21 protein-coding genes are annotated in these 21,291 nt (G+C 63.0%); 13 read left to right on the top strand and 8 right to left on the bottom strand.

The window, feature by feature from the left end:
• Positions 1 to 69 precede the first annotated feature (69 nt).
• The 4 genes from GGQ68_RS15925 to arsC are packed head-to-tail and all read left to right on the top strand — an operon-like array spanning position 70 to position 2,220.
• Positions 70 to 408: a DUF952 domain-containing protein gene (locus tag GGQ68_RS15925; protein ID WP_183967729.1), complete on the top strand. Its 339-nt coding sequence runs from the start codon at positions 70 to 72 to the stop codon at positions 406 to 408.
• Positions 405 to 830 (top strand): DUF1330 domain-containing protein, encoded by a 426-nt coding sequence (locus GGQ68_RS15920; protein ID WP_425502985.1) that lies wholly within the window; start codon positions 405 to 407, stop codon positions 828 to 830. The genes GGQ68_RS15925 and GGQ68_RS15920 overlap by 4 nt, the downstream gene beginning before the upstream one ends.
• Entirely contained in the window at positions 827 to 1,885 is a 1,059-nt protein-coding gene (locus GGQ68_RS15915; protein ID WP_183967727.1) for a quinone-dependent dihydroorotate dehydrogenase, read from the top strand. The genes GGQ68_RS15920 and GGQ68_RS15915 overlap by 4 nt, the downstream gene beginning before the upstream one ends.
• A complete protein-coding gene (gene arsC / locus GGQ68_RS15910) occupies positions 1,882 to 2,220 on the top strand; it encodes an arsenate reductase (glutaredoxin) (RefSeq protein ID WP_183967943.1) in 339 nt (112 codons plus the stop codon). Before GGQ68_RS15915 ends, arsC begins: the two co-directional genes overlap by 4 nt.
• An 8-nt stretch (positions 2,221 to 2,228) precedes the next feature.
• Here the strand turns inward: arsC and GGQ68_RS15905 are convergent, their stop codons facing one another.
• The 8 genes from GGQ68_RS15905 to GGQ68_RS15870 form a co-directional block, all read right to left on the bottom strand.
• A complete protein-coding gene (locus tag GGQ68_RS15905) occupies positions 2,229 to 2,888 on the bottom strand; it encodes a phosphoribosylanthranilate isomerase (RefSeq protein WP_183967726.1) in 660 nt (219 codons plus the stop codon).
• Between the two features lie 68 nt (positions 2,889 to 2,956).
• Entirely contained in the window at positions 2,957 to 3,319 is a 363-nt protein-coding gene (locus tag GGQ68_RS15900) for a LapA family protein (RefSeq protein ID WP_183967725.1), read from the bottom strand.
• 3 nt (positions 3,320 to 3,322) lie between these two features.
• On the bottom strand, positions 3,323 to 3,604 hold the full coding sequence (ihfB, locus tag GGQ68_RS15895; protein ID WP_183967724.1) for an integration host factor subunit beta: 282 nt from the start codon (positions 3,602 to 3,604) through the stop codon (positions 3,323 to 3,325).
• Positions 3,605 to 3,866: 262 nt separating this feature from the next.
• Positions 3,867 to 4,199, bottom strand: a complete 333-nt coding sequence (locus tag GGQ68_RS15890; RefSeq protein WP_183967722.1) for a hypothetical protein — start codon at positions 4,197 to 4,199, stop codon at positions 3,867 to 3,869.
• A gap of 122 nt (positions 4,200 to 4,321) precedes the next feature.
• Entirely contained in the window at positions 4,322 to 4,996 is a 675-nt protein-coding gene (locus GGQ68_RS15885) for a Crp/Fnr family transcriptional regulator (protein WP_183967720.1), read from the bottom strand.
• The gene (locus tag GGQ68_RS15880) at positions 4,993 to 6,000 is read right to left on the bottom strand and encodes a hypothetical protein (RefSeq protein ID WP_183967718.1); all 1,008 of its coding nucleotides are present in this window, start codon (positions 5,998 to 6,000) and stop codon (positions 4,993 to 4,995) included. The genes GGQ68_RS15885 and GGQ68_RS15880 overlap by 4 nt, the downstream gene beginning before the upstream one ends.
• Positions 5,997 to 6,518, bottom strand: coding sequence for a (2Fe-2S)-binding protein (locus GGQ68_RS15875; RefSeq protein WP_183967716.1), 522 nt, complete (start codon positions 6,516 to 6,518; stop codon positions 5,997 to 5,999). Before GGQ68_RS15875 ends, GGQ68_RS15880 begins: the two co-directional genes overlap by 4 nt.
• The gene (locus tag GGQ68_RS15870; RefSeq protein ID WP_183967714.1) at positions 6,515 to 9,349 is read right to left on the bottom strand and encodes a xanthine dehydrogenase family protein molybdopterin-binding subunit; all 2,835 of its coding nucleotides are present in this window, start codon (positions 9,347 to 9,349) and stop codon (positions 6,515 to 6,517) included. Before GGQ68_RS15870 ends, GGQ68_RS15875 begins: the two co-directional genes overlap by 4 nt.
• Positions 9,350 to 10,122: 773 nt before the next feature.
• Here GGQ68_RS15870 and betI point away from each other — a divergent pair.
• From betI to choW, 9 genes are all read left to right on the top strand, one after another.
• Positions 10,123 to 10,695 (top strand): choline-binding transcriptional repressor BetI, encoded by a 573-nt coding sequence (gene betI / locus GGQ68_RS15865; RefSeq protein ID WP_183967712.1) that lies wholly within the window; start codon positions 10,123 to 10,125, stop codon positions 10,693 to 10,695.
• On the top strand, positions 10,692 to 12,200 hold the full coding sequence (gene betC, locus GGQ68_RS15860) for a choline-sulfatase (protein ID WP_183967711.1): 1,509 nt from the start codon (positions 10,692 to 10,694) through the stop codon (positions 12,198 to 12,200). The genes betI and betC overlap by 4 nt, the downstream gene beginning before the upstream one ends.
• A gap of 1 nt (position 12,201) precedes the next feature.
• Complete coding sequence (betB, locus tag GGQ68_RS15855; protein ID WP_183967710.1) at positions 12,202 to 13,653, top strand: betaine-aldehyde dehydrogenase; 1,452 nt, start codon at positions 12,202 to 12,204, stop codon at positions 13,651 to 13,653.
• Positions 13,654 to 13,763: 110 nt separating this feature from the next.
• Entirely contained in the window at positions 13,764 to 15,482 is a 1,719-nt protein-coding gene (gene betA / locus GGQ68_RS15850; protein WP_183967709.1) for a choline dehydrogenase, read from the top strand.
• A gap of 203 nt (positions 15,483 to 15,685) precedes the next feature.
• Positions 15,686 to 16,651 (top strand): ABC transporter substrate-binding protein, encoded by a 966-nt coding sequence (locus GGQ68_RS15845; RefSeq protein ID WP_183967708.1) that lies wholly within the window; start codon positions 15,686 to 15,688, stop codon positions 16,649 to 16,651.
• A 117-nt stretch (positions 16,652 to 16,768) separates the two neighbouring features.
• Entirely contained in the window at positions 16,769 to 17,803 is a 1,035-nt protein-coding gene (locus GGQ68_RS15840; protein ID WP_183967707.1) for an ABC transporter permease, read from the top strand.
• Positions 17,800 to 18,879: a quaternary amine ABC transporter ATP-binding protein gene (locus GGQ68_RS15835; RefSeq protein WP_183967705.1), complete on the top strand. Its 1,080-nt coding sequence runs from the start codon at positions 17,800 to 17,802 to the stop codon at positions 18,877 to 18,879. The genes GGQ68_RS15840 and GGQ68_RS15835 overlap by 4 nt, the downstream gene beginning before the upstream one ends.
• A 401-nt stretch (positions 18,880 to 19,280) precedes the next feature.
• Complete coding sequence (locus GGQ68_RS15830; protein ID WP_183967703.1) at positions 19,281 to 20,207, top strand: choline ABC transporter substrate-binding protein; 927 nt, start codon at positions 19,281 to 19,283, stop codon at positions 20,205 to 20,207.
• A 253-nt stretch (positions 20,208 to 20,460) separates the two neighbouring features.
• Positions 20,461 to 21,291 carry a choline ABC transporter permease subunit gene (gene choW / locus GGQ68_RS15825; protein ID WP_183967702.1) on the top strand — a complete coding sequence of 277 codons (831 nt, stop codon included), beginning with the start codon at positions 20,461 to 20,463 and terminating at the stop codon, positions 21,289 to 21,291.

Here is a 21,291-nt window from a genome sequence, read left to right as displayed (position 1 = left end):
AGTGGCCCCATGGACCCCGCGACGGCTCCTGCCTTGACCCACGCTGCGCTTCGCGGCATCCCCTCCCCTATGCAGATTTACAAGATTCTCCGGACCGACGAATGGGTCGCCCTGCGCGAGGCGGGCGAAACCCAAGGCGCCCCCATCGACGTGGCTGATGGCTACATCCATTTCTCCACCACCGAACAAGCGCGCGAAACCGCCGCCAAGCATTTCGCCGGTGAGGACGGTCTCTTCCTTGCCGCGCTGGAGGTGAAGCGGATGGAAGACGCCCTGAAGTGGGAGGAATCGCGTGGCGGCGCGCTGTTTCCGCATTACTACGGCCCGCTGAAGCTGGAGCACATCGAATGGTGCCAGCCCTTGCCGCTGGTAGACGGCGCGCATCGCTTCCCGGATGGCTTCGCGTGAACATCGACCCGACGCGCGCGCAGTTCGACCTGTTCAAAGGTCTGGATCGCGATGAGCCTTGCGAGATGCTGAACCTCGTGCGGCTGCGTGAGGTGGCCAGCTACCCGGACGGGCACGCGCTGTTCGGGCAGACCATGAGCGGGGCAGAGGCCTATGCGCGCTACGGCGCAGAGAGCGGCCCGGTTCTGGCGCGCGTCGGCGGGTCGATCCTGTGGCGGGGCACTTTTCGCGGCACGCTGATCGGGCCTTCGGACGAGGTCTGGGACCATATGTTCATCGCACGCTATCCGTCGGCGCATGCGTTCCTGGCGATGGTCAAGGACGCGGAGTATGCAAAGGCCGTGGTGCATCGGCAGGCGGCTGTGGCCGATTCGAGACTGATCCGCACCGCCCCCTCTGAGGCAGGAGAGATCTTCGGATGAAGGCGATCGAGAAACTGGGGCTGGCGGCCCTGCACCGGATGGACCCGGAAGCGGCGCATGGGATGGCGCTGAAGGCGCTGACCTCTGGCCTCGCGCCTTTGGCCGGGGAGGTCACATCGGACAGGCTGCGCTGCACTGTGGCAGGGATGGCGCTGGCGAACCCGGTGGGTCTGGCGGCGGGATTTGACAAGAACGCCGAAGCGCTCTCGCCCTTGGCGCGCGCCGGGTTTGGCTTTGTCGAGGTGGGCGCAATCACGCCGCGCCCGCAACCCGGCAACCCCAAGCCGCGGCTGTTTCGCCTGACGGAAGACCGCGCCGTGATCAACCGTTTTGGCTTTAACAACGAAGGGATGGAAGCCGCCGCCGCCCGTCTCGCCACGCGGCCGGCTGGCATGGTGCTGGGGTTGAACCTTGGCGCAAACAAGGACAGCGAGGACCGCGCCGCAGATTTCGCCAAGGTGCTCACACGCTGCGGTGCGCATCTGGATTTCGCCACGGTGAACGTGTCGTCGCCCAACACCGAAAAGCTGCGAGACCTGCAGGGCAAGGAGGCGCTGTCGGCGCTGCTCGCAGGCGTGATGGAGGCGCGGGATGGGCTGGCCAAACCGATCCCGGTGTTTCTGAAAATCGCGCCGGATCTGGATGCCGACGGCCTGCGGGACGTGGCCGAGGTGGCGCTGTCTTCTGGTGTGGCCGGGGTGATCGCGACGAATACGACGCTCGACCGCGCCGGGCTGCACTCCGCGCATAAGGGCGAAATGGGCGGCCTGTCGGGCGCGCCCTTGTTCGAGAAGTCGACGCGCACGCTGGCCCGCTTGTCAGAGTTGACCGGGGGCAAGCTGCCCTTGGTCGGCGTGGGCGGCGTCGGCTCTGCCGAACAAGCGTATGAGAAGATCCGCGCCGGGGCCTCTGCCGTGCAGCTTTACACGGCGCTGATCTACGGCGGGCTGTCACTGGGGGCGGAGATCGCGCGCGGATTGGACAGCTTGCTGGCGCGGGACGGGTTTGCCAACGTGGCCGACGCAGTCGGCACCGGACGGGAGAAATGGCTATGATCTTGTGGCACAATCCCCGCTGTTCCAAATCGCGCGAAGCCCTGGCGCTGCTCGAAGCGCGCGGAGCGCAGGTCGTGGTGCGCCGCTATCTGGAGGACGCCCCCGGTGCGGATGAACTGCGGGGCCTGCGCGCGCTGCTCGGTGTCCCGGTGATCGAAATGATGCGACCCAAGGAGGCCGCGTTCAAGGAGATGGGGCTGAGCAAAGACGCCGATGACGAGACCCTTCTCGCCGCCATGGCGCAGGAGCCAAAGCTGATAGAGCGCCCGGTTTTGATCGCAGGCCGGAAGGCCGTGATCGGGCGTCCACCGGAACGCGTGTTGGAGTTGCTCTAAGCCGTCGGTCAGAAGCGTGGCACGGGGTCCGCTTGTGCCGCGGTGATGAAGGCCGCGATTTTGGCGGGATCCTTGACCCCCGGTGCGCTTTCGACGGCAGAGGCCAGATCCACCTGCACAGCGCCGGTCATGGCGATGGCCTCGGCCACGTTGTCGGCGGTCAGACCACCGGCCAGCAGCCACGGCTTGGGCCAACGTCGGCCCGCAATCAACCGCCAGTCAAAGGGCAGCCCGTTGCCGCCGGGCAACTTGGCCCCTTTGGGCGCTTTGGCGTCGATCAGAAGCTGATCGGCCACCGCCATAAAGGCGTCGATCTTGGGCAGGTCATCCTCGGACGACAGGCCAACGGCCTTTATGACGGGCAGACCATAGCGGGCGCGCACTTCGGCCACGCGCTCCGGCGTTTCCTGACCGTGCAACTGGATGAAATCAAGCGGCACAATGGCGGTGATCTCATCGAGCAGAGCGTCGTCGGGGTTTACCACGAGCGCGACCTTGGCCAGTCCCGGCGGGCAATCCAGCGCCAGTTCGCGCGCCTGTACAGGCGTCACATACCGTGGGCTTTTGGGAAAGAAATTGAACCCGGCATAGGCCGCACCGGCCTGCACCAAGGCGTCGACGTCCTGCGGCCGGGTCAGACCGCAGATCTTTACACGAATGTCAGCCAAGGGTGGCTCCTTCAAAAGGGAAAAGGGCGTCTCAAAGAGCCGCCCTTGCCGTGTCGGTCTGCTGCCTGTCAGGCGCGGGATTGGTCAAGGATCGCGAGGACCTCGTCCTTGTCCTTGTCACGCTCGCCCTGGGTTTTCTTCAGCTCACGCTCCAGCTTGCGAACTTCGCCCTTCTTGCTGCGGGCCTCGACGCGATACTTGTGCTCACGCAGGAATTCGAACAGCTCACCCAGCACAAAGCCCGCCAGCATCGCGCCCAGAACCACAATGAACAAAGGCAGTTGGACTGATACCGCCAGCCACCCCATACCGGGCACCGCTGCCAGACCGTCCGGCAAAGTGCTGAGTTCCACCGGGCTGAGATTGGCCAGAGAAATCACGATCAGCACGATGGCGACCACCGCGTAGACAGCAAAGCGAATGTAGCGCATGAGTTAATTCCCGTTCAGGCGGTCCCGCAAGAGCTTCCCGGTCTTGAAGAACGGCACATGTTTCTCTTCGACCTCAACCGATTCACCCGTGCGAGGGTTCCGGCCGGTGCGTGCATCCCGTTTCTTGACCGAAAACGCTCCGAAGCCCCGCAGCTCGACCCGGTCGCCCCGGGCCATGGCAGTGGTGATTTCTTCGAAGATCGTATTCACGATCCGCTCTACGTCACGCTGATACAGATGCGGGTTCTCGTCCGCAATCTTCTGGATCAGTTCCGATCTGATCATTCTTCATATCCCCCTGTCGCGTCTTCGCAATATGAGCCGCGTTAATTCCAAAACTATACGCATCCTGCCCCGATACGGGAACAGGATAAAACAGGGGAAATGACTGATTTTGAAAGATATTGCATAGGTTTGCCACTAAAGTGTGTAGAACGCGCAACGTTTGGCACCTGATGACGCGCCTGCGCGGGGGCTGCTCCGGCAGATAGGCGCGACGATTCGCGTAACCCACGGGTTTTGGCGCAGCCGCATGAGGCGCGCCGGGCTATTGGCACACGGCGGCGAATTCCTTGCGCCCCTTGGTGTCGGGGGCGTCGGGTTTGAAATAGACCAGGCGCATTCCGGCTTCGGCGCAGGTGACGGCGGCGCGTTGTTTGACTTCGCCATCTGTCCAGGCGGCACCGTATCGTCCGCGCAGCTGGTTCTGGTCCTTCACGGTGACAGGTTTCATGACAAATTCCGTCCCGCCAGCGAGCGGCGGCTGCCCCCCCTGCCCCGGCGCATCCATGCCGTCGTCGGGCAGAACGATCTGGTCCTGCGCCCAAACGGCCCCCGACACGCCGAGCGTGACCGCCAAAACCGCCATCAACAATCGCATCGAAAACCTCCCACCGCGTCTCGATTCGCCCGAAGATAGGAAATCGCAGCGGCAGTGGCGAGAGGATTTTCGCCGGCAGAAGAGACCCACGCCGCTCTTGTCGCGGCCCTCAGATCCCGGGGTTACTTGTCTTGCAGGTTCGACAGGCCTTCGACCACAGCGTTGGGCTGCAGGATGCGCACCTCGCCCTTGGACACATCAATGATACCTTCCGTCCGCAGTCGACCCAGCGCCTTGTTCACGCTCTGACGCGAACAGCCGAGAATCTCGGCCAGATGAGCCTGGTTTGCGCGCACGCGGTCTCTGCCGTCGCACAGGGTCCGCAACCGCAAAAACAGCCGTTGATCCAACGTGCCATGCAGATCCAACGCCTTGACCGCGTTGTCTTGTTGCATGCGACTGCGAAACACCGCAGCGACGTTGCGAATGAAGATCGGCATGCGCAGATATTCGAACAACACATCGGTCGGCAAAAACAACATTGTGGTCATGGGCTGCGAACGGCACGAGGCGATACAGGTCCCGCCAGAGATGCATTCGATCTCACCCACGGTCTCGCAGGGGCCGAGGTGGGCCAACAGGGTCTGCTCGCCCCCCGGACTGGTCAGCAAGACATCCATACGCCCGTGCGCCACGATAAACAGGCCCGGAGAGTGCTCTCCCTGATGCAGGAAGATCTCCGGGGTTTGATACATCCGGGCGGTGCACCGGTTCAAGAAGTCTGCTTTGTCGTCAGGCGACAGGTCAGTAAGGAGCTTGGCTTTCAGCAAATGCGGAAAGGCCACTGAATTCTTCATGGACTGGATTGATCCTCCACGTATGAACGAATCTCGCGCACGTTGCACCATGCCTGCGACGGGTCCGCACAGCAAGAATGAACCTGCGCCACGAAGTCACCATACCGCACGGCCCATTCCTGCTCCGTCATACCGATATTCGGCGGCATGGCGTGGCTGAGCGGGTAGCTGCGCGCCAGTTCATCCGCGCCGGGAAAGGGCGCGCCCGTCATCCATGACGCGAGTTGTCCGCAGGTGCCGGGCTTTTCGTGGTTCTGATCGTCCGTGGGCGCACCGTCGCCAGTCCACTGTCCGGTGCCAATGCGGTGGCAGCTCAGGCAGGTGTTGTCGCGCGGCGCCATCTCCCACCGGGGCCAGGCATCAAAGCCGAGGTCCTGACCCACATGGGTATAGGGCCCAAACGGATTGGTCGGCACGTGGTCCCAGACCTGGCTTACAAAGGGAGAGTACATGAACGGGTCATTGTCGTGACAGCTGCCGCAATCATCTGCGACGACCGCCTCCGGAGACACCCAAAAGCTTGTGTCCGTGGCCGAGGTCGGCGCAGGCACCGCCACGCCACTGACCGTGCCCCCATCGTCGGCCTTTGCCTGAAACCAGCATGTGGCGCCGGTGTCCGGATTGTGGGCAATCACGTCGATCTCGTCGTACTCCGTGGCGTCATGGCTGCGAAACTTCTTTTGCCGACACATGACAGAGACCTGAGCCGCCTCCGTCGACAGGTTCAGAATGCGCGAGAACGGGACACATTGCCCATCCGATCCATGGCCGTTGTCCAAGAGGCCGGGACGATCGCAGGTCGCCGGGGCACGGTCGGTGACCTCCACCCCGTCAATCGTGATGGGAACTGTCACGCCATCAGCGCACTCAAAGCTGGGGATCGCTTCGATCTCGGCGGCGCAGGCCTGGCTGTAGATGGCGGAGGAAGACTGCGCCGGCACACGATCCGGCAAAGCGGTCAGGACTGCGCAGACAGCCAACAAGGCGATAAAAGGACGCGTCATAGCTCGATGGCCTCCCCCGCGTTGATGGACGTGGCGAGACTGCGCAGCGCATCGAAGTAGCGCACGTAGCCGGTGCAGCGGCAAATATGCGTGCCCATCGCGTCCATCATCGCGCTTTCCAACTGGTCCTCCGGCACGGGCTGCGCTCTCAGCCCCATCAGGAACATGCGCGCCGCCATGACAAACCCCGGCGCGCAGTAGCCACATTGAAAGGCAAACGCATCGAGGAACGCCTGCTGCACCGGATCGGGCTGGCCGTCGCGCGCCACGGATTCGATGGTCGACACCTCGGTTCCGTTCAATGTCGCCAGCGCGGTAGAGCAACTGATGGTTGGCGTCGGCACAGGATTGAGCGGCTCGGACACTTGCACGGTGCAGGCGCGGCACACCCCGATGCCGCAGCAGAACTTTGTCCCCGTCAGGTTCAGATCGTCATGCAGAAAATCCAGCAGGGTGTCAGTGCCGCGGCTGTCGGGGATCTCATGCGCGGTGCCATTGACGGTCAAACGAATGGTCATGTCTTGAGCCCTTCCAGAACTTTCTCCGGCGTGATCGGCAGTGAGCCAAAGCGCACCCCGGTTGCATCGCGCAAGGCGTTGGAAATGGCCGGCGGGACGGAGCACATGACCGCCTCCGCGATACCCCGCCCCACGCGCCCGGTGCCCGGCGGCGGGTCGAGCGTGATCAATTCCTGCGCCCGCGCGCCGGGGGCGTAGACACCCCCCAGCGGCACATCCGTCGCGCGCGCCACATGATACCGGTTGAGGTTCCATGTCCCATCGGCAGGGCCGGCCATACCGGGTGGCATATCCTCCAGCAGGGCATAGCTGATGGCCATGGCGACGCCGCCCTGGCTTTGCCCCGACACCATCTGTGGCACATGGATATATCCGGCGTTCAACACGCTCAGCACGTTTTCCACTCGCACATCGCCGGTGGTCGTGTCGACGCTGGCCCCCACCACGTTGATGCAGGGCGCCCAGACATAGCGCGAATAGCGCGCGGTGCCTGGCGCCGGGTAGCTGCCGTTTTGCCGCGCGATAGGCGTCGGCGTGTCACCGTCCTCTGTGTAATACGCCAACCCGTCCAGTTGCAGCCGCAGCGCACCGCCGCGCGTGTCAAACTCCGCTTCGACCCATGTGTTCTGGAAATAGGCGTGGCCCAGCGCGCCGGTGGGAAGGCCCAAGTCGTAGACCATCTCTGCCAGCAGCCTCAGCGGCAGCGGCTCCCCTCCCCCGAGCGGGACAAGCATCCCATCCACCCAGACCGCATCCTCGGGTTCGAGACCGTCCAGCCCCCATACCTCGGCTGCGGCCACCAGCAGGGACCCACGCAGCAGCGCCATCGCCGTTTGCTGCACCGTGTGGACCTGATGCAGCCCCGTCAGACAGGCCGAGGACGACCCGGTGCCCTTCTTCGTCCACATCGGATCAACCGTCCAGAGATCAACGTCACTGCGCACATCGCTCATCTGTGTCTGCGGAAACAGCGTGTAGCCGCCCATATCCACCGTCGTCGCATTGGCCCCAAGGATCGGACCGATGGTCACACCCAGCGTCGTGGCCGACCCGTTGCCCATATCCACCGCATCGGACTGCACCGTCAGCGTGCCGTCCCGGGCCAGCTTCACCGCCGCAACCATGCCGTCGCCAGAGGTGCCGTAGGCCTGCAAGGACATGGCGATCCCGGTGCCGTAGCGGCGGTTTTCATGCCCCGCCGCGTTCTCGTAGGCCGCCTTGATCCCCGCCCGATCCGCCCAAAGCGGATGCCCTTCGGCAATGTCCATCATGTCGGAAAGGCGCAAGGATTGCTCGATCGGGCCGCCGACCACCGTCTGCCCGCCCTCTTCGATCAGGTTCGCCCGCCGAAAGGCCACCGGGTCCCAGCCCTGCGCGACGGCGAGGTCGTCCATGGCGGTCTCGATGGCGAAATACGCCTGCGGGCCGCCGAACCCACGCTGCGATCCGCCGGAGATATTCTCCGTATGCTCGGCCTCCGCACGGATGTTCGCCATGGGAAAGCTGTAGCTGCCACCTGCACAAAGCGCCCCAAGCGAGGCCACGTAAGGCGACAGGTTGCGTCGCCCGCCACCATCAAAGACCATCGACAGATCAATCGCCTCCAGCGTCATGTCCGGGTTGGCGTAAAGCGTCCCCTCGGCCTTGGTGGCGTGTCGTTTCAACCCGACGCGGAACTGCTCGAACCGATCATAGGCCAGACGGACGGGATTGCCGTCGGCAAAGGCCCCCGCCAGCGCAAGCATCAACGAGAACGGCGAGCTGTCACGCCCGCCAAAGCCGCCGCCCGGGTAGCAACTGGTCAGTGTCACCCCCTGTAGATCCCGGATCGGGGAGCCGTCGCTTTTGAACATACTGGCAATGTTCTGCACGTCGCCGTCGGGCGACTGCGTGCCCAGAACTACGTTCATCTCCTTGGCTTGCATGTCGACCCAGACGAGGCCGGCCTCCGGCTCCATGAACATCGGGTCCATGGCGCGCATATCGATGGAGATCGGCTGTTGCAGAAGACCGGGCTCCGCCAGCGCCGCGGCAATCTCGGCCTCGGCGTCTGCCAGCCCAGCGTCGTAGACCTCCGACGTCTTTGCGGCGGCATAGCTGAAGTCGCCGCTTTTTACATAATGGGTCGGGTAATTGAACGGCGTGTTCGGCGCAGGTGTGCCCTCGGGCCCCTTGCCCGCGCCGTAGCGCTGCACCCGGCCATCGTCGAACGCCAGAAAGCGATGCGCGGCGCGATACGCGGACAGGCTGTCAAACAACAGAAGCGCCACGGCTTGTCCGAGGTAATTCGCGGTATACCCAGGCATCACAAGCAGATCGAATTGCAGACCGTCCGGCTGGTTGAAGCTGGATTTGTCCGCCCCCGTCTCGGCCGCTTCGCGTTCAATCAGACGCGCATCCACATGCAGGTCACGGTTGAACGCCAACGGCACATCGAACAGCCGCGGGTCCAGGTCATCGGCCAGGATCTGCTTGGTGGGCTGCGCCTCTGGCGGCATGACTGTCAGGTCGATGCCGAGAAAAGCCTCCTGCGTGGTGCGGGCGCGCAAATACATGGCATGCCATTGTTTGTCCGGCCAGCCCTCCATGTCGCGGGCATTGTGATCGCGGGCAAAGATCTTTTGCCCCGTGACCTTCGCCAGCCCTTCCACGCGCTGCGCCGCAACCCCCGGAACAGGCCCCAGCGGAGAGGACCCCGCCCCGGCAGCCATCGCACGCTGCCCACCGCCGCCCGGCAGACCGAGAATGGTGACTGCAACGGTGCCTGCGGCGGTCTTTAGAAAACTTCGGCGCGACAGGCGTTGGTGTTCAAAATCAGACCGGACAGGCATGTCCTCCCCTTTCTGCGACCCCGCAATCTACTGAAGGCTGCATATGAACTGTACTGAAATACTCGGTCGCAAGCTTGACGCGCAGAATGGGCATGGTCAAGCTTGACGCTTGAAATTACCGCCCAAGCGGTCGTATCGACTGAGGAATTGGGGGGGTTAGGTGGATCTGGATGTCAACGGGTGGCCAACATCCAGATCCGGTGGGCCACGACGGCCCGTCACACAACAGCACTAACCACAAAACCGCTTTTGGAGAAAAGCGATACGAAACGAAGCAATGCCTCGGGACAGGCATTGATACTTGATACACGAAACGCCCACAGGGCACCCCGCTTCACCACTAGGACAATAGTTTCCGAAGGCCCGACAAGGTGCGGGCGTGTTTCGATCTGCAACGCGGCTACAGACCTCGGCACGCCCCGAAATACACTTTACAAGAACAACAAAAGTTTGCTCGGGCCTTCAGAGGAACGACTGTGTAACGACAGCTTTACACGCCGGAAATAGCTTTTGAACTTATTATTCAGATGGCAAGTCGCCTCTTTGACACATGCGATTCTCCATATGTTAACGATTGTCAAGAGGTAAAATGCAACTTCTGCGTGCGAACGCTGCGTCAAGTTCGCCACGTCGACGCAGCACGCCCTAACGCCGCGTGGCGGTGAAAACCAAACCATCACCCTACGGACGGCGCGCCTCCAAGTCCTGCCGCCTATTATTGATTGATCCGTCAGTCAACAATTGCTAAGCTTCCCGCAAAACGGAGGCACGCCATGGCAACAGAAGCGCAGCGCAGAAGTCAGCTGATCGAAGCGACGGTTCACGAGATCGGTGAAGCGGGCACATTGAATGTCACGGTCAGCCGCATCGCGAAACGTGCGGGCGTCTCCTCGGGCCTGGCCTTCCACTACTTCGGCGACAAGGAGCACCTCTTCCTCGCCGCCATGCGCCACATCCTGACGATTTATGGCGCCGAGGTGCGGGGCGCGCTCCTCACCGCCCAAACCCCACGTCACCGGGTCGAGGCGATGATCCGCGCCAGTTTCTCCACCACCAACTTTCGGCAGGAGGTGATCTCGGCCTGGCTGAACTTCTACGTGCTGGCGCAATCCTCCGACGCGGCCAAGCGGCTGCTGGCGGTCTACCACCGCCGCCTGCACTCCAACCTCGTGCATGACCTGCGCCCTCTGGTGGGCGACCAGGCCGAAGGCGTGGCCGAACGCATCGCCGGCCTGATCGACGGCCTCTACCTGCGCAGCGCCATCATCCCCCAAGCGCTCCACGGACATGACGCGGCAGAACATGTGCTCGCCGCGCTGAACAAGGAAATCGGACAGCCCCAATGAGCAAGCCCAACATCCTCATCCTGATGGTCGACCAGCTGAACGGCACATTGTTTCCCGATGGTCCCGCGGACTGGCTGCACGCGCCGAACCTGAAACGGCTGGCGTCCAGATCTGTCCGGTTCGAAAACTGCTACACGGCCTCGCCGCTGTGCGCGCCGGGGCGGGCCTCGTTCATGTCGGGGCAACTGCCGTCGATCTCCGGTGTCTATGACAATGCCGCCGAATTTCCAGCCGACCTGCCAACCTACGCCCACCATCTGCGCCGCGCGGGCTACCACACCTGCCTGTCGGGCAAGATGCACTTCGTCGGCCCCGATCAGCTCCACGGCTTCGAGGAACGCCTGACCACGGACATCTACCCCGCCGACTTCGGCTGGACCCCCGACTATCGCAAACCGGGCGAGCGCATTGACTGGTGGTATCACAACATGGGCAGCGTCACCGGCTCCGGCGTGGCCGAGATTTCCAACCAGATGGAATACGATGACGAAGTCGCGTTTGAGGCCACGCAAAAGATCTACGACCTGTCGCGCGGCCACGATGACCGCCCCTGGTGCCTGACCGTCAGCTTCACCCATCCGCATGACCCCTACGTCGCGCGCAAGAAATACTGGGATCTCTACGAGGAGTGCGAGCATCTGCTGCCGCGCGTTCCGGCGATGGACTATGCGGACCACGACCCGCATTCCAAGCGTATTTTCGACGCCAACAACTGGCGCGACTTCGACATCACCGATGACGACATCAAACGCTCGCGCCGGGCCTACTTCGCCAACATCTCCTATCTCGATGACAAGGTGGGCGAGATCCTCGACACGCTGGAACGCACCCGCCAAGAGGCCGTGATCCTCTTCGTCTCCGACCACGGCGACATGCTGGGCGAGCGGGGCCTGTGGTTCAAGATGAGCTTCCTCGAAGGGTCGGCCCGCGTGCCGATGATGCTCTGCGCGCCGGGGCTGGAGCCGCACCACGAGGCGACCCCGGTCTCCAACATCGACGTCTGCCCGACGATTTGTGACATCGCCGGTATTTCCATGGATGAGGTCGCGCCGTGGACCCAAGGGGAATCGCTCCTGCCGCTCGCAAGCGGGACGGAGCGTACCACGCCCGTCGCCATGGAATATGCCGCCGAGGCCTCTTACGCGCCGCTGATTTCGCTGCGCCAGGGCAAGTACAAGTTCAACCGCTGCGCGCTGGACCCCGATCAGCTCTTCGATCTGGAAAACGACCCGCATGAGCTGACCAACCTCACCGACGACCCTGCCCACGCCGAGGTGCTCGCCGACTTCCGCGCGCAAGCCGAGGCCCGCTGGGATCTGGATCGCTTCGACGAGGAAGTCCGCCGCTCCCAGGCCCGCCGCTGGATCGTCTACGAGGCGCTGCGCAATGGCAAATACTACCCCTGGGACCACCAGCCGCTGAAGAAGGCCTCGGAACGGTTCATGCGCAATCACATGGACCTCAACGTCGTCGAAGAAAACGCCCGCTTCCCACGTGGAGAATAACATGACTGTCCAACCCAAAGGGTCTCACTTCATCAACGGCGCCTATGTCGAGGACACGGCAGGCGACGCGATTCCCGTCGTCTTTGCCGCCACGGGCGAGACGCTGGCCACACTCCATGCCGGGACGCCCGCCATCATCGACCAGGCGCTCACCGCCGCCGCCGCGGCGCAAAGGGAATGGGCCACGTGGTCCCCGCGGGAGCGGGGTCGCGTGCTGACCCGCGCCGCCCAGATCATGCGCGAGCGCAACGAGGATCTCAGCCAGCTCGAAACCCTCGACACCGGCAAGCCGATCCAGGAAACCCGCGTCGCTGATGCCACCTCCGGCGCCGATGCGCTGGAATACTTCGGCGGCCTGGCAGGCTCGCTCACCGGCGAGCACATCCCGCTGGGCGAAGACTGGGTCTATACCGTGCGCGAACCCTTGGGCGTCTGCGTCGGCATCGGCGCCTGGAACTACCCGACCCAGATCGCCTGCTGGAAGGCCGCGCCCGCGCTGGCCTGCGGCAACGCAATGGTGTTCAAGCCGTCGGAAACCACGCCGCTCTGCGCGCTGAAGGTCGCCGAAATCCTGATCGAGGCCGGCCTGCCCAAGGGCGTCTTCAACGTCGTGCAAGGCATGGGTCAGACCGGCGCGCAGCTGGTCACCGACCCGCGCGTTGACAAGGTCTCGCTCACCGGCTCCCCCGCCACCGGCAAGAAGGTCTACGCGGCGGCCGCAGCCGAGATGAAGCACGTCACCATGGAACTTGGCGGCAAATCCCCCATGATAGTCTTTGACGACGCCGACATCGAAAATGCAGTGGGCGGCGCGATCCTTGGCAACTTCTACTCCAGCGGTCAGATCTGCTCCAACGGCACCCGCGTCTTCGTGCACAAATCCATCAAGGAAAAGTTCCTCGCCCGTCTGGCCGAACGCACATCGCAAGCGGTGATCGGCGACCCGCGCGAGGATGAGACCTCCATCGGTCCGATGGTCTCCGAGGCGCAGATGAACATCGTTCTCGGCTACCTCGACAAAGGCAAGGCAGAGGGCGCGCGCCTGATCTGCGGTGGCACCCGCCTCGACCGCGACGGCTTCTACATTGCGCCCACGGTCTTCGCCGACGTCACCGACGACATGACCATCGCAAGGGAAGAAATCTTTGGCCCGGTCATGGCCGTGCTCGACTTCGACGACGAGGCCGAAGTGATCGCCCGCGCCAACGACACACCCTACGGTCTGGCGGCCGGTGTCTTCACCAAAGACATCTCCCGCGCGCATCGGGTCATCGGGCAGCTTCAGGCGGGCAGCTGCTTCATCAACAGCTACAACGACGCCCCGGTCGAAGCACCCTTTGGCGGCGTCAAAGCCTCCGGCGTGGGCCGAGAGAACAGCAAGCAAGCCATCGAGCACTACAGCCAGATGAAATCCGTCTACGTGCGCATGGGCGACGTCGAAGCCCCCTTCTGATCCCGAACGCAGGGGCCGGACAACCGCGCCCCTGTGTCCTTGCTTCAAAAATACCTCCCGCCGGAGGCATCTCCCCCCTCCCCCGGCGACACGACCCGAAAGGACGCGGAATGCCCGCCACCACCGCAGGCCAGCTTACGGCAGATTACGTTATCGTCGGCGCAGGCTCGGCCGGCTGTGCCATGGCCTACCGCCTGTCGGAGGCGGGCAAATCCGTGCTGGTGATCGAACACGGCGGCACCGATGCCGGGCCCTTCATCCAGATGCCCGGCGCGCTGTCCTACCCGATGAACATGAAGATGTACGACTGGGGCTATCAGACCGAACCGGAACCGCATCTGGGCGGTCGCCGTCTCGCCTGTCCGCGCGGCAAGGTGATCGGCGGCTCGTCGTCGATCAACGGCATGATCTACGTGCGCGGCCACGCCCGCGACTTCGATCACTGGCGCGATCAGGGCGCGGCAGGTTGGGGCTATGCCGACGTGCTGCCCTACTACAAACGGCTGGAGAACTGGCATTCGGGCGGTCACGGCGGCGACCCGGCATGGCGTGGCACCGATGGTCCGCTGCACATCACACGCGGCAAGCGGGAGAACCCTCTGACACGGGCCTTTGTGGAGGCAGGCGGACAGGCAGGCTATCCGATCACCGGCGATTACAACGGCCACCAACAAGAGGGCTTTGGCCCCTTTGACATGACCGTCTGGAAAGGTCAGCGCTGGTCCGCCGCCAATGCCTATCTCAAACCGGCGCTCAAGCGTGATAACTGCGACTTGATCCGCGCCCTCGCCCGCAAGGTGGTGATCGAGGACGGCCGCGCCATCGGCGTGGAGATCGAGCGCGGCGGAAAGATCGAGGTGGTCAAGGCCCGTGCCGAAGTCATCCTCGCCGCCTCCTCCCTGAACTCGCCCAAGCTGCTGATGCTGTCGGGCATCGGCCCGGCACACCATCTGGCGGAGCATGGCATCGAGGTGATCGCAGATCGCCAGGGCGTCGGTCAAAACCTGCAAGACCACCTTGAGCTGTACATCCAGGCCGCCGCCAGCCAGCCGGTCAGCCTGTTCAAGTACTGGAACCTGCCGGGCAAGGCCTATGTCGGTGCGCGCTGGCTGTTGAACAAATCCGGCCCCGGTGCGTCGAACCAATTTGAAAGCGCGGGGTTCATCCGCTCTCAGCCGGGTGTGGATTATCCCGATATCCAGTACCACTTCCTGCCCATCGCCATCCGCTACGACGGCAAGGCCAGCGCGGAAGGCCACGGCTTTCAGGCGCACACCGGCCCGATGCGCTCCCCGTCACGCGGAGAGGTGACACTGCGCAGTGCCGATCCAAAGGACGCGCCGCGCATCCTGTTCAACTACATGGCACACGCGCAGGACTGGGAAGACTTCCGGCGCTGCATCCGCCTGACGCGCGAGATCTTTGCGCAAGACGCCTTCAAGCCGTATTACAAGCACGAGATCCAACCCGGCGCGGATTGCCAGACCGATGACGAGCTGGACGACTTCATCCGTCAGCATGTGGAAAGCGCCTACCACCCCTGCGGCACGGCCCGCATCGGGGCCAAGGACGATCCCATGGCGGTGGTCGATCCCGAATGCCGCGTGATCGGGGTGGACGGCCTGCGGCTGGCGGACAGTTCGATCTTTCCGCGCATCACAAACGGCAATCTCAACGCGCCCTCCATCATGACCGGCGAAAAGGCAGCCGACCACATCCTTGGCCGACCACAATTGTCAGCTGACAATTCCGAGCCGTGGATCGCCCCAGACTGGGAAACACAACAGCGCAGCGGAAAAACCGCTTGCTCCACCAAGGCGGGCGTTTGATGTCATCTCATCGCCCATCGCGACAGAACACTATCCGTTTTAGCGACATTTCATGTCGTTTTTGCACGTTCCGGCCTTTCATTCCCGGTGGACCCTCCCGTAGGATTGCACCAGGCATGATTGACTGGTCGCTCAATCCCCTTTTGGGGCAAAAAAGCGCGGACAATCGCGTACTGTATCGTAGACAAACAGGGATAATAAAAATGCGCAATATTCTGCTTTCTACCGCTCTCATCGGGGCCTTTGCTGCCCCGGCTTTCGCTCAAAGCGACTGCGGCGAAGTTTCCATCACCGAAATGAACTGGGCGTCCTCCGCCGTCGTCACCGCCGTGGGCGAGTTCCTGATGGAACAGGGCTACGGCTGTGACGTGCAGAGCGTGCCGTCCTCCACCAACCCGGCGCTCACCTCCGTGGCGGAAACCAACGAGCCGGACATCCTGACCGAACTCTGGGTCAACGCCGCGCCGGTCTATGACCGCCTGGCTGCCGAAGGCAAAGTGAAGCCGCTGACCGACGTGCTGTCCGATGGGGGCGTCGAAGGCTTCTGGATTCCGAACTACCTGGCCGAAGAGCACCCCGAGCTGACAACCATGCAGGGCATCCTCGACAACCCCGAGCTGGTCGGCAACCGTTTCCACCAGTGCCCGGATGGCTGGGCCTGCAAGACCGTGTCCGGCAACCTGCTGCGCGCTGCTGGCGTCGAAGATGCCGGCATCGAAATCTTCCAGCACGGCTCCGGTGAGACCATGGCGACCTCCATCGCCGCGGCCTATCAGGACAAAGCGCCGTGGTTCGGCTACTACTGGGCGCCGACTTCCGTTCTGGGCCAGTATCCGATGACGATGGTCGACATCGGCCCCTATGACGCCGAAGCCCATGCCTGCAACGGCAAGGAAGACTGCGCCGACCCTCAGATGTCGGCCTTCCCGCGCGCCAAGGTTCTGACCGTGGTCACCGACAGCTTCTCGCAGGAGCACCCGGACGTGACCGATATGCTGTCCAAGATGCAGTTCACCAACGAGCAGATGAACGGCGTGCTGGCATGGCAGGAAGAGAACAACGCCTCCGCAGACGAAGCGGCGGTCTACTTCCTGACCACCTACAAGGACATCTGGGGCGAGTGGCTGAACGACGACGCCAAGGAAAAGCTCGCAGCGCTGCTGCAGTAAACACATCGGGAGAAGGCGGGCAGCACACAGCGCCCGCCTTTTTCACCTATGGGGCCCGTGACACGGGCGACCTGCGCCCGCAGCACACCGGGTGCAACAGAACAGGGACATTCCAGAATGGCACATTACGACGGCGTGTTTAATGCGCTGGGATTGCGTGAGTGGTGCGACGCGGGCAAAGAAGACGGCCCCATGACCATGGCGCAGCTTCTGGCGCAAGCACAGGGCGCGGACGCAAACGAAACCACGGGGCCGCTGCCCTTCCCCTCATTGGACAGCCTCCACGAAGCCTGTGGCAAGATCCCCCAGACGCGCGAGATGACCGCCGGGCTGGAGCGCTTCTTCCTGGATGCCAAGGACAGCCTGAAGGTGGTTCTGGACCCGCTGACGCAACCGCTGTCCTGGATGCTGGACGGGGCGCTTTGGCTGTTCACCTCGACGCCGTGGTGGATCCTGATCCCGCTGCTGATCGCCCTGACGTGGTGGGTGTCGCGGTCCAAGCCGGTCACCATCTTCGTGGCGCTGTCCTTTGCCTTTCTCGGCGCGATCGACCACCTCGAAGTTGCGGTGGCGACGCTGTCCATCATCTTTGTCTGTACCGGGCTATGTGTCCTGATTGGCGTGCCCATCGGCATCGCCATGTCGAAATACGACGGTTTGCAGAAGACCGGCATACCCGTTCTGGATCTGCTTCAGACCTTGCCGACCTTTGTTTACCTGATCCCACTCATCTTCCTGTTTTCGGTCACGGAATCAAAGCTGTATGGCATCGCCATCATCCTGTACGCCGTTGTGCCGGTGATCCGTCTGACCGATCTGGGCATCCGACTGGTGGACAAGGACGTGATCGAGGCCGCAGATGCCTTTGGCATGACCTCCAAACAAAAGCTGTTCAAGGTGGAGATCCCGCTGGCCCTGCCCAACATCATGGCCGGTGTGAACCAGACCATCATGATGAGCCTTGCCATGGTTGTGATCGCCTCGCTGGTGTCCGCACCGGGTCTGGGTGTGCTGGTGCTGCGTGGTATCCGCAACCTCGAAATCGGCGTTGGCCTGATTGCCGGTCTGGGCATCGTGCTGCTGGCCGTCATGCTTGACCGCACCTCCAAGGCCGCGCTGGCGCGTGTCGATGTATCCCGGAGCACCCGATGACCGAGTTGGCAACTGACACAACGACCGAACCGCAGATCCGCATTCGCGGGTTGTACAAGATCTTTGGCAGCACCCCGCAAAAGGTTCTTCCAGAGGTTGAGAAAGGCATGTCCAAGCCGGACGTGCTGGCCGAGTACCAGCATGTCGTCGGCCTGCGCGAGATCGACATCGACATCCATGCGGGCAAGACCACGGTCATCATGGGTCTGTCCGGGTCGGGCAAATCCACGCTGATCCGTCACCTCAACCGGCTGATCGAACCGACCACGGGGGAAATCCTCGTGGACGGGCAGGACGTGATGAAGATGAACGCGGCGGAGCTGCGCGAATTGCGCCAGACCCGCATGTCCATGGTGTTTCAGAAGTTCGCCCTGCTGCCGCACCGCACGGTGCTGGACAACGCGGCCATGCCCTTGGAAGTGCGTGCCGTGGCCGAGGACAAGCGCCATGCGGAGGCGCAGAAATGGCTCGCCCGTGTGGGGCTGGACGGCTACGGCCCCTCCTATCCGCACCAGCTGTCGGGTGGGATGCAGCAGCGTGTGGGCATTGCGCGCGCGCTGACGTCGAACTCGGACATCATGTTGATGGACGAAGCGTTCTCGGCCCTGGACCCGCTGATCCGTACGGACATGCAAAACCTTCTGTTGGAGCTTCAGGGAGAACTGCACAAGACCATCGTGTTCATCACCCACGACCTGGACGAAGCGCTGAAACTGGCGGATCACCTGGTGATCCTGAAGGATGGCGAGATCGTGCAGCAGGGCGAGCCGCAAAGGATCCTGATGCATCCCGAAGATCCCTACATCGTGGACTTCATCGCTGACATCAACCGCGCCCGCGTTCTGCGCGCCCGCACCGTGATGCAGGAGGGCATTGCCCCTGATGAGCATACCGATGGCGAGGTGGATGCCGAGGACACGCTGGAAAGCGTCATCGCGCGCGCCGAAGGGCGCACCGACCTGACGTTCAAGGTGATGCGCAAGGGCATGGCCGTTGGCAAGCTGACCATGAAAGAGGTTGTGCTGGCGCTGGTGCCGACCGTGTCCTCCCATGAACGGATGACCGGCACAGACTGATCCGTTCCGAGGTTTTGACAAAGGCGCAGGCGGCCCAAATGCCTGCGCCTTTTGCATGCCTGGCGCCTGTCCTCGCGGACCAATTCGCAAGCTGGCCGTGCCTTGGCGCCCGCAGCAATGCCCAAGATTTCAGAAATCGCCAACGCTGCATCTAGGCTTTGTGGCCTGGCGCTGACGAACGCGCACCGGCCGGGCCGTCGTCACCGCCTGATGCCGCCCCCGTGGTGACTTTGGAGGAGACAAAACCCGGCGGTGGTGGCCCCCACCCGCCCACCGAAGCGGCTTTCCGCACAGCATCGGCGCGCATTGAGCCGGCGGTCAGGTTTCTCCGCCTGTCGGGTTGCCACGCGCGGTCCTATGACCGATGTTAACCGAAAATGACACAACAGCGGAGACTTCCCATGATGTTCAAGCAGACCCTTTGCGCCGTTGCCGCGCTGAGCGTGACCGCCACCGGCGCGCTGGCGCAATGCGATACCGTGACCCTGTCTGACGTGGGTTGGACCGACATCACCGCCACCACCGCCGCGACTTCTGTCGTGCTGGAGGCCCTGGGCTACGAGACCGACGTCAAGGTCCTGTCCGTGCCGGTCACCTACACCTCGCTTGCATCGGGCGATGTGGATGTGTTTCTCGGCAACTGGATGCCGACAATGGAGGCGGACATTGCCAAGTACCGCGACGAAGGCAGCGTCGACAGCGTTCGCGTCAACCTCGAAGGGGCGAAGTACACGCTGGCCGTGAACAAGGCCGCAGCCGATCTGGGCATTGCCAGCTTTTCCGATATCGCGACGAACGCCGATGCGCTCGAAAGCAAGATCTACGCCATCGAGCCGGGCAACGATGGCAACCGCCTGATCCAGTCGATGATCGACGAGAACGCCTTTGACCTCCAAGGGTTCGAAATGGTGGAATCCTCCGAACAGGGGATGCTGAGCCAGGTGGCCCGCGCCGATCGCCGGGACGAGCCGGTGGTCTTCCTCGGTTGGGAACCACACCCGATGAACGCCAACTTCGACATGTCCTACCTGACCGGCGGCGACGATTACTTTGGCCCGAACTTGGGTGGTGCGACGGTGCACACCAACACCTCTGCCGGGTATGTGGAAGAATGCCCGAACGTCGGCGCGCTGCTGAACAACCTTGAATTCACGCTGGCCATGGAAAACGAGATCATGGCCAAGATCCTCGACGATGGCGAAGATCCGCAGGACGCGGCGACCGAATGGCTGTCCTCCAACACCGACGTTCTGGACGGCTGGCTGGACGGCGTGACCACGAAAGACGGTGGTGACGCGGTTGAGGCGGTGAAGGCCGCGTTGGACTGATCGTGATGCGAGAGAGATGAAACGCGCCCCGGCCCCTCGCGGTCGGGGCGTTTTCGTTTGTGCATCCGGGCGAGAGAAGGATAGCGTCACGATCAGCGCAGGCAGGTGCCGCAGTCGACGGCATCCGCCGGACACTCGCGGGGGATTTCCGACGCTTTGACAGATATTTGCGACAAGTCCGGTTCACATGGCGGCGCCAACTCGCTATTGACTGGCCAGTCAATGAACACATCCGCCCCAAACGGAGACACGTATGGAATGGCTCGAAGATAACAAGCTGCCGATCGGCAAAGGGGTGCAGACCTTCGTTGATTGGCTGACGGACAACGCCGCATGGTTCTTTGACGGGCTGGCGCGGGCGCTGGAAGCTGTCATCGACGCAATGCTGTGGTGTCTGCAAACGCCGCCCGCGCTGTTGATCGTTGCGCTGATTGCCGTGTTGAGCTGGTTTGCGCGAAAATCCGTTGGATTCACAGTTTTCACGGCCTGCGGTCTGCTGCTCATCATCAACCAGGGATATTGGGAAGAAACCACAGAGACGCTCGCACTGGTCATCGCGTCCGCCGTGGTCTGCATGGGGGTGGGCGTGCCCGTGGGCATCGCCGCCGCGCGTCGCCCTTGGGTGATGAACGCCCTGTCGCCGGTGCTGGACCTGATGCAGACGATCCCGACCTTTGTGTATCTGATCCCGGCGCTGATCCTGTTTGGTCTTGGCATGGTGCCCGGCCTGATCGCCACTGTGATCTTTGCCATTCCCGCGCCGATCCGGTTGACGCACCTTGGGATCACCTCCACGCCCACGGCGCTGATCGAGGCCGGGACCGCCTTTGGCGCAACACCACGCCAGCTGCTGTGGAAGGTGGAGCTGCCCTACGCCATGCCGCAGATCATGGCCGGGCTGACACAGACCATCATGCTGTCGCTGTCGATGGTCGTGATTGCGGCGCTGGTCGGTGCTTCGGGGCTTGGCGTGCCGACGCTGCGCGCGCTGAACACGGTGAACATTGCCAAAGGGTTCGAAGTGGGCATCGCCATCGTGCTTGTCGCCATCATCTTTGACCGCATGTTCAAGCGGAGCAAATAA

Source organism: Sagittula marina (genome assembly GCF_014196795.1).
Taxonomy (GTDB): Bacteria; Pseudomonadota; Alphaproteobacteria; order Rhodobacterales; family Rhodobacteraceae; genus Sagittula; species Sagittula marina.
The sequence above is the reverse complement of the archived record's forward strand: the minus strand, read 5'-3'. Positions and strand labels throughout refer to the sequence as shown.

Bases quoted from the DNA above. Each gene is read 5' to 3' on its own strand.
- GGQ68_RS15870 (WP_183967714.1), bottom strand. From the start codon at position 9,349: ATGCCTGTCCGGTCTGATTTTGAACACCAACGCCTGTCGCGCCGAAGT.
- GGQ68_RS15880 (WP_183967718.1), bottom strand. From the start codon at position 6,000: ATGACGCGTCCTTTTATCGCCTTGTTGGCTGTCTGCGCAGTCCTGACC.
- betB (WP_183967710.1), top strand. From the start codon at position 12,202: ATGACTGTCCAACCCAAAGGGTCTCACTTCATCAACGGCGCCTATGTC.
- choW (WP_183967702.1), top strand. From the start codon at position 20,461: ATGGAATGGCTCGAAGATAACAAGCTGCCGATCGGCAAAGGGGTGCAG.
- GGQ68_RS15840 (WP_183967707.1), top strand. From the start codon at position 16,769: ATGGCACATTACGACGGCGTGTTTAATGCGCTGGGATTGCGTGAGTGG.
- GGQ68_RS15890 (WP_183967722.1), bottom strand. From the start codon at position 4,199: ATGCGATTGTTGATGGCGGTTTTGGCGGTCACGCTCGGCGTGTCGGGG.
- GGQ68_RS15845 (WP_183967708.1), top strand. From the start codon at position 15,686: ATGCGCAATATTCTGCTTTCTACCGCTCTCATCGGGGCCTTTGCTGCC.
- arsC (WP_183967943.1), top strand. From the start codon at position 1,882: ATGATCTTGTGGCACAATCCCCGCTGTTCCAAATCGCGCGAAGCCCTG.
- GGQ68_RS15925 (WP_183967729.1), top strand. From the start codon at position 70: ATGCAGATTTACAAGATTCTCCGGACCGACGAATGGGTCGCCCTGCGC.
- ihfB (WP_183967724.1), bottom strand. From the start codon at position 3,604: ATGATCAGATCGGAACTGATCCAGAAGATTGCGGACGAGAACCCGCAT.
- GGQ68_RS15915 (WP_183967727.1), top strand. From the start codon at position 827: ATGAAGGCGATCGAGAAACTGGGGCTGGCGGCCCTGCACCGGATGGAC.
- GGQ68_RS15835 (WP_183967705.1), top strand. From the start codon at position 17,800: ATGACCGAGTTGGCAACTGACACAACGACCGAACCGCAGATCCGCATT.
- betI (WP_183967712.1), top strand. From the start codon at position 10,123: ATGGCAACAGAAGCGCAGCGCAGAAGTCAGCTGATCGAAGCGACGGTT.
- GGQ68_RS15875 (WP_183967716.1), bottom strand. From the start codon at position 6,518: ATGACCATTCGTTTGACCGTCAATGGCACCGCGCATGAGATCCCCGAC.
- GGQ68_RS15830 (WP_183967703.1), top strand. From the start codon at position 19,281: ATGATGTTCAAGCAGACCCTTTGCGCCGTTGCCGCGCTGAGCGTGACC.
- betC (WP_183967711.1), top strand. From the start codon at position 10,692: ATGAGCAAGCCCAACATCCTCATCCTGATGGTCGACCAGCTGAACGGC.
- GGQ68_RS15900 (WP_183967725.1), bottom strand. From the start codon at position 3,319: ATGCGCTACATTCGCTTTGCTGTCTACGCGGTGGTCGCCATCGTGCTG.
- GGQ68_RS15885 (WP_183967720.1), bottom strand. From the start codon at position 4,996: ATGAAGAATTCAGTGGCCTTTCCGCATTTGCTGAAAGCCAAGCTCCTT.
- betA (WP_183967709.1), top strand. From the start codon at position 13,764: ATGCCCGCCACCACCGCAGGCCAGCTTACGGCAGATTACGTTATCGTC.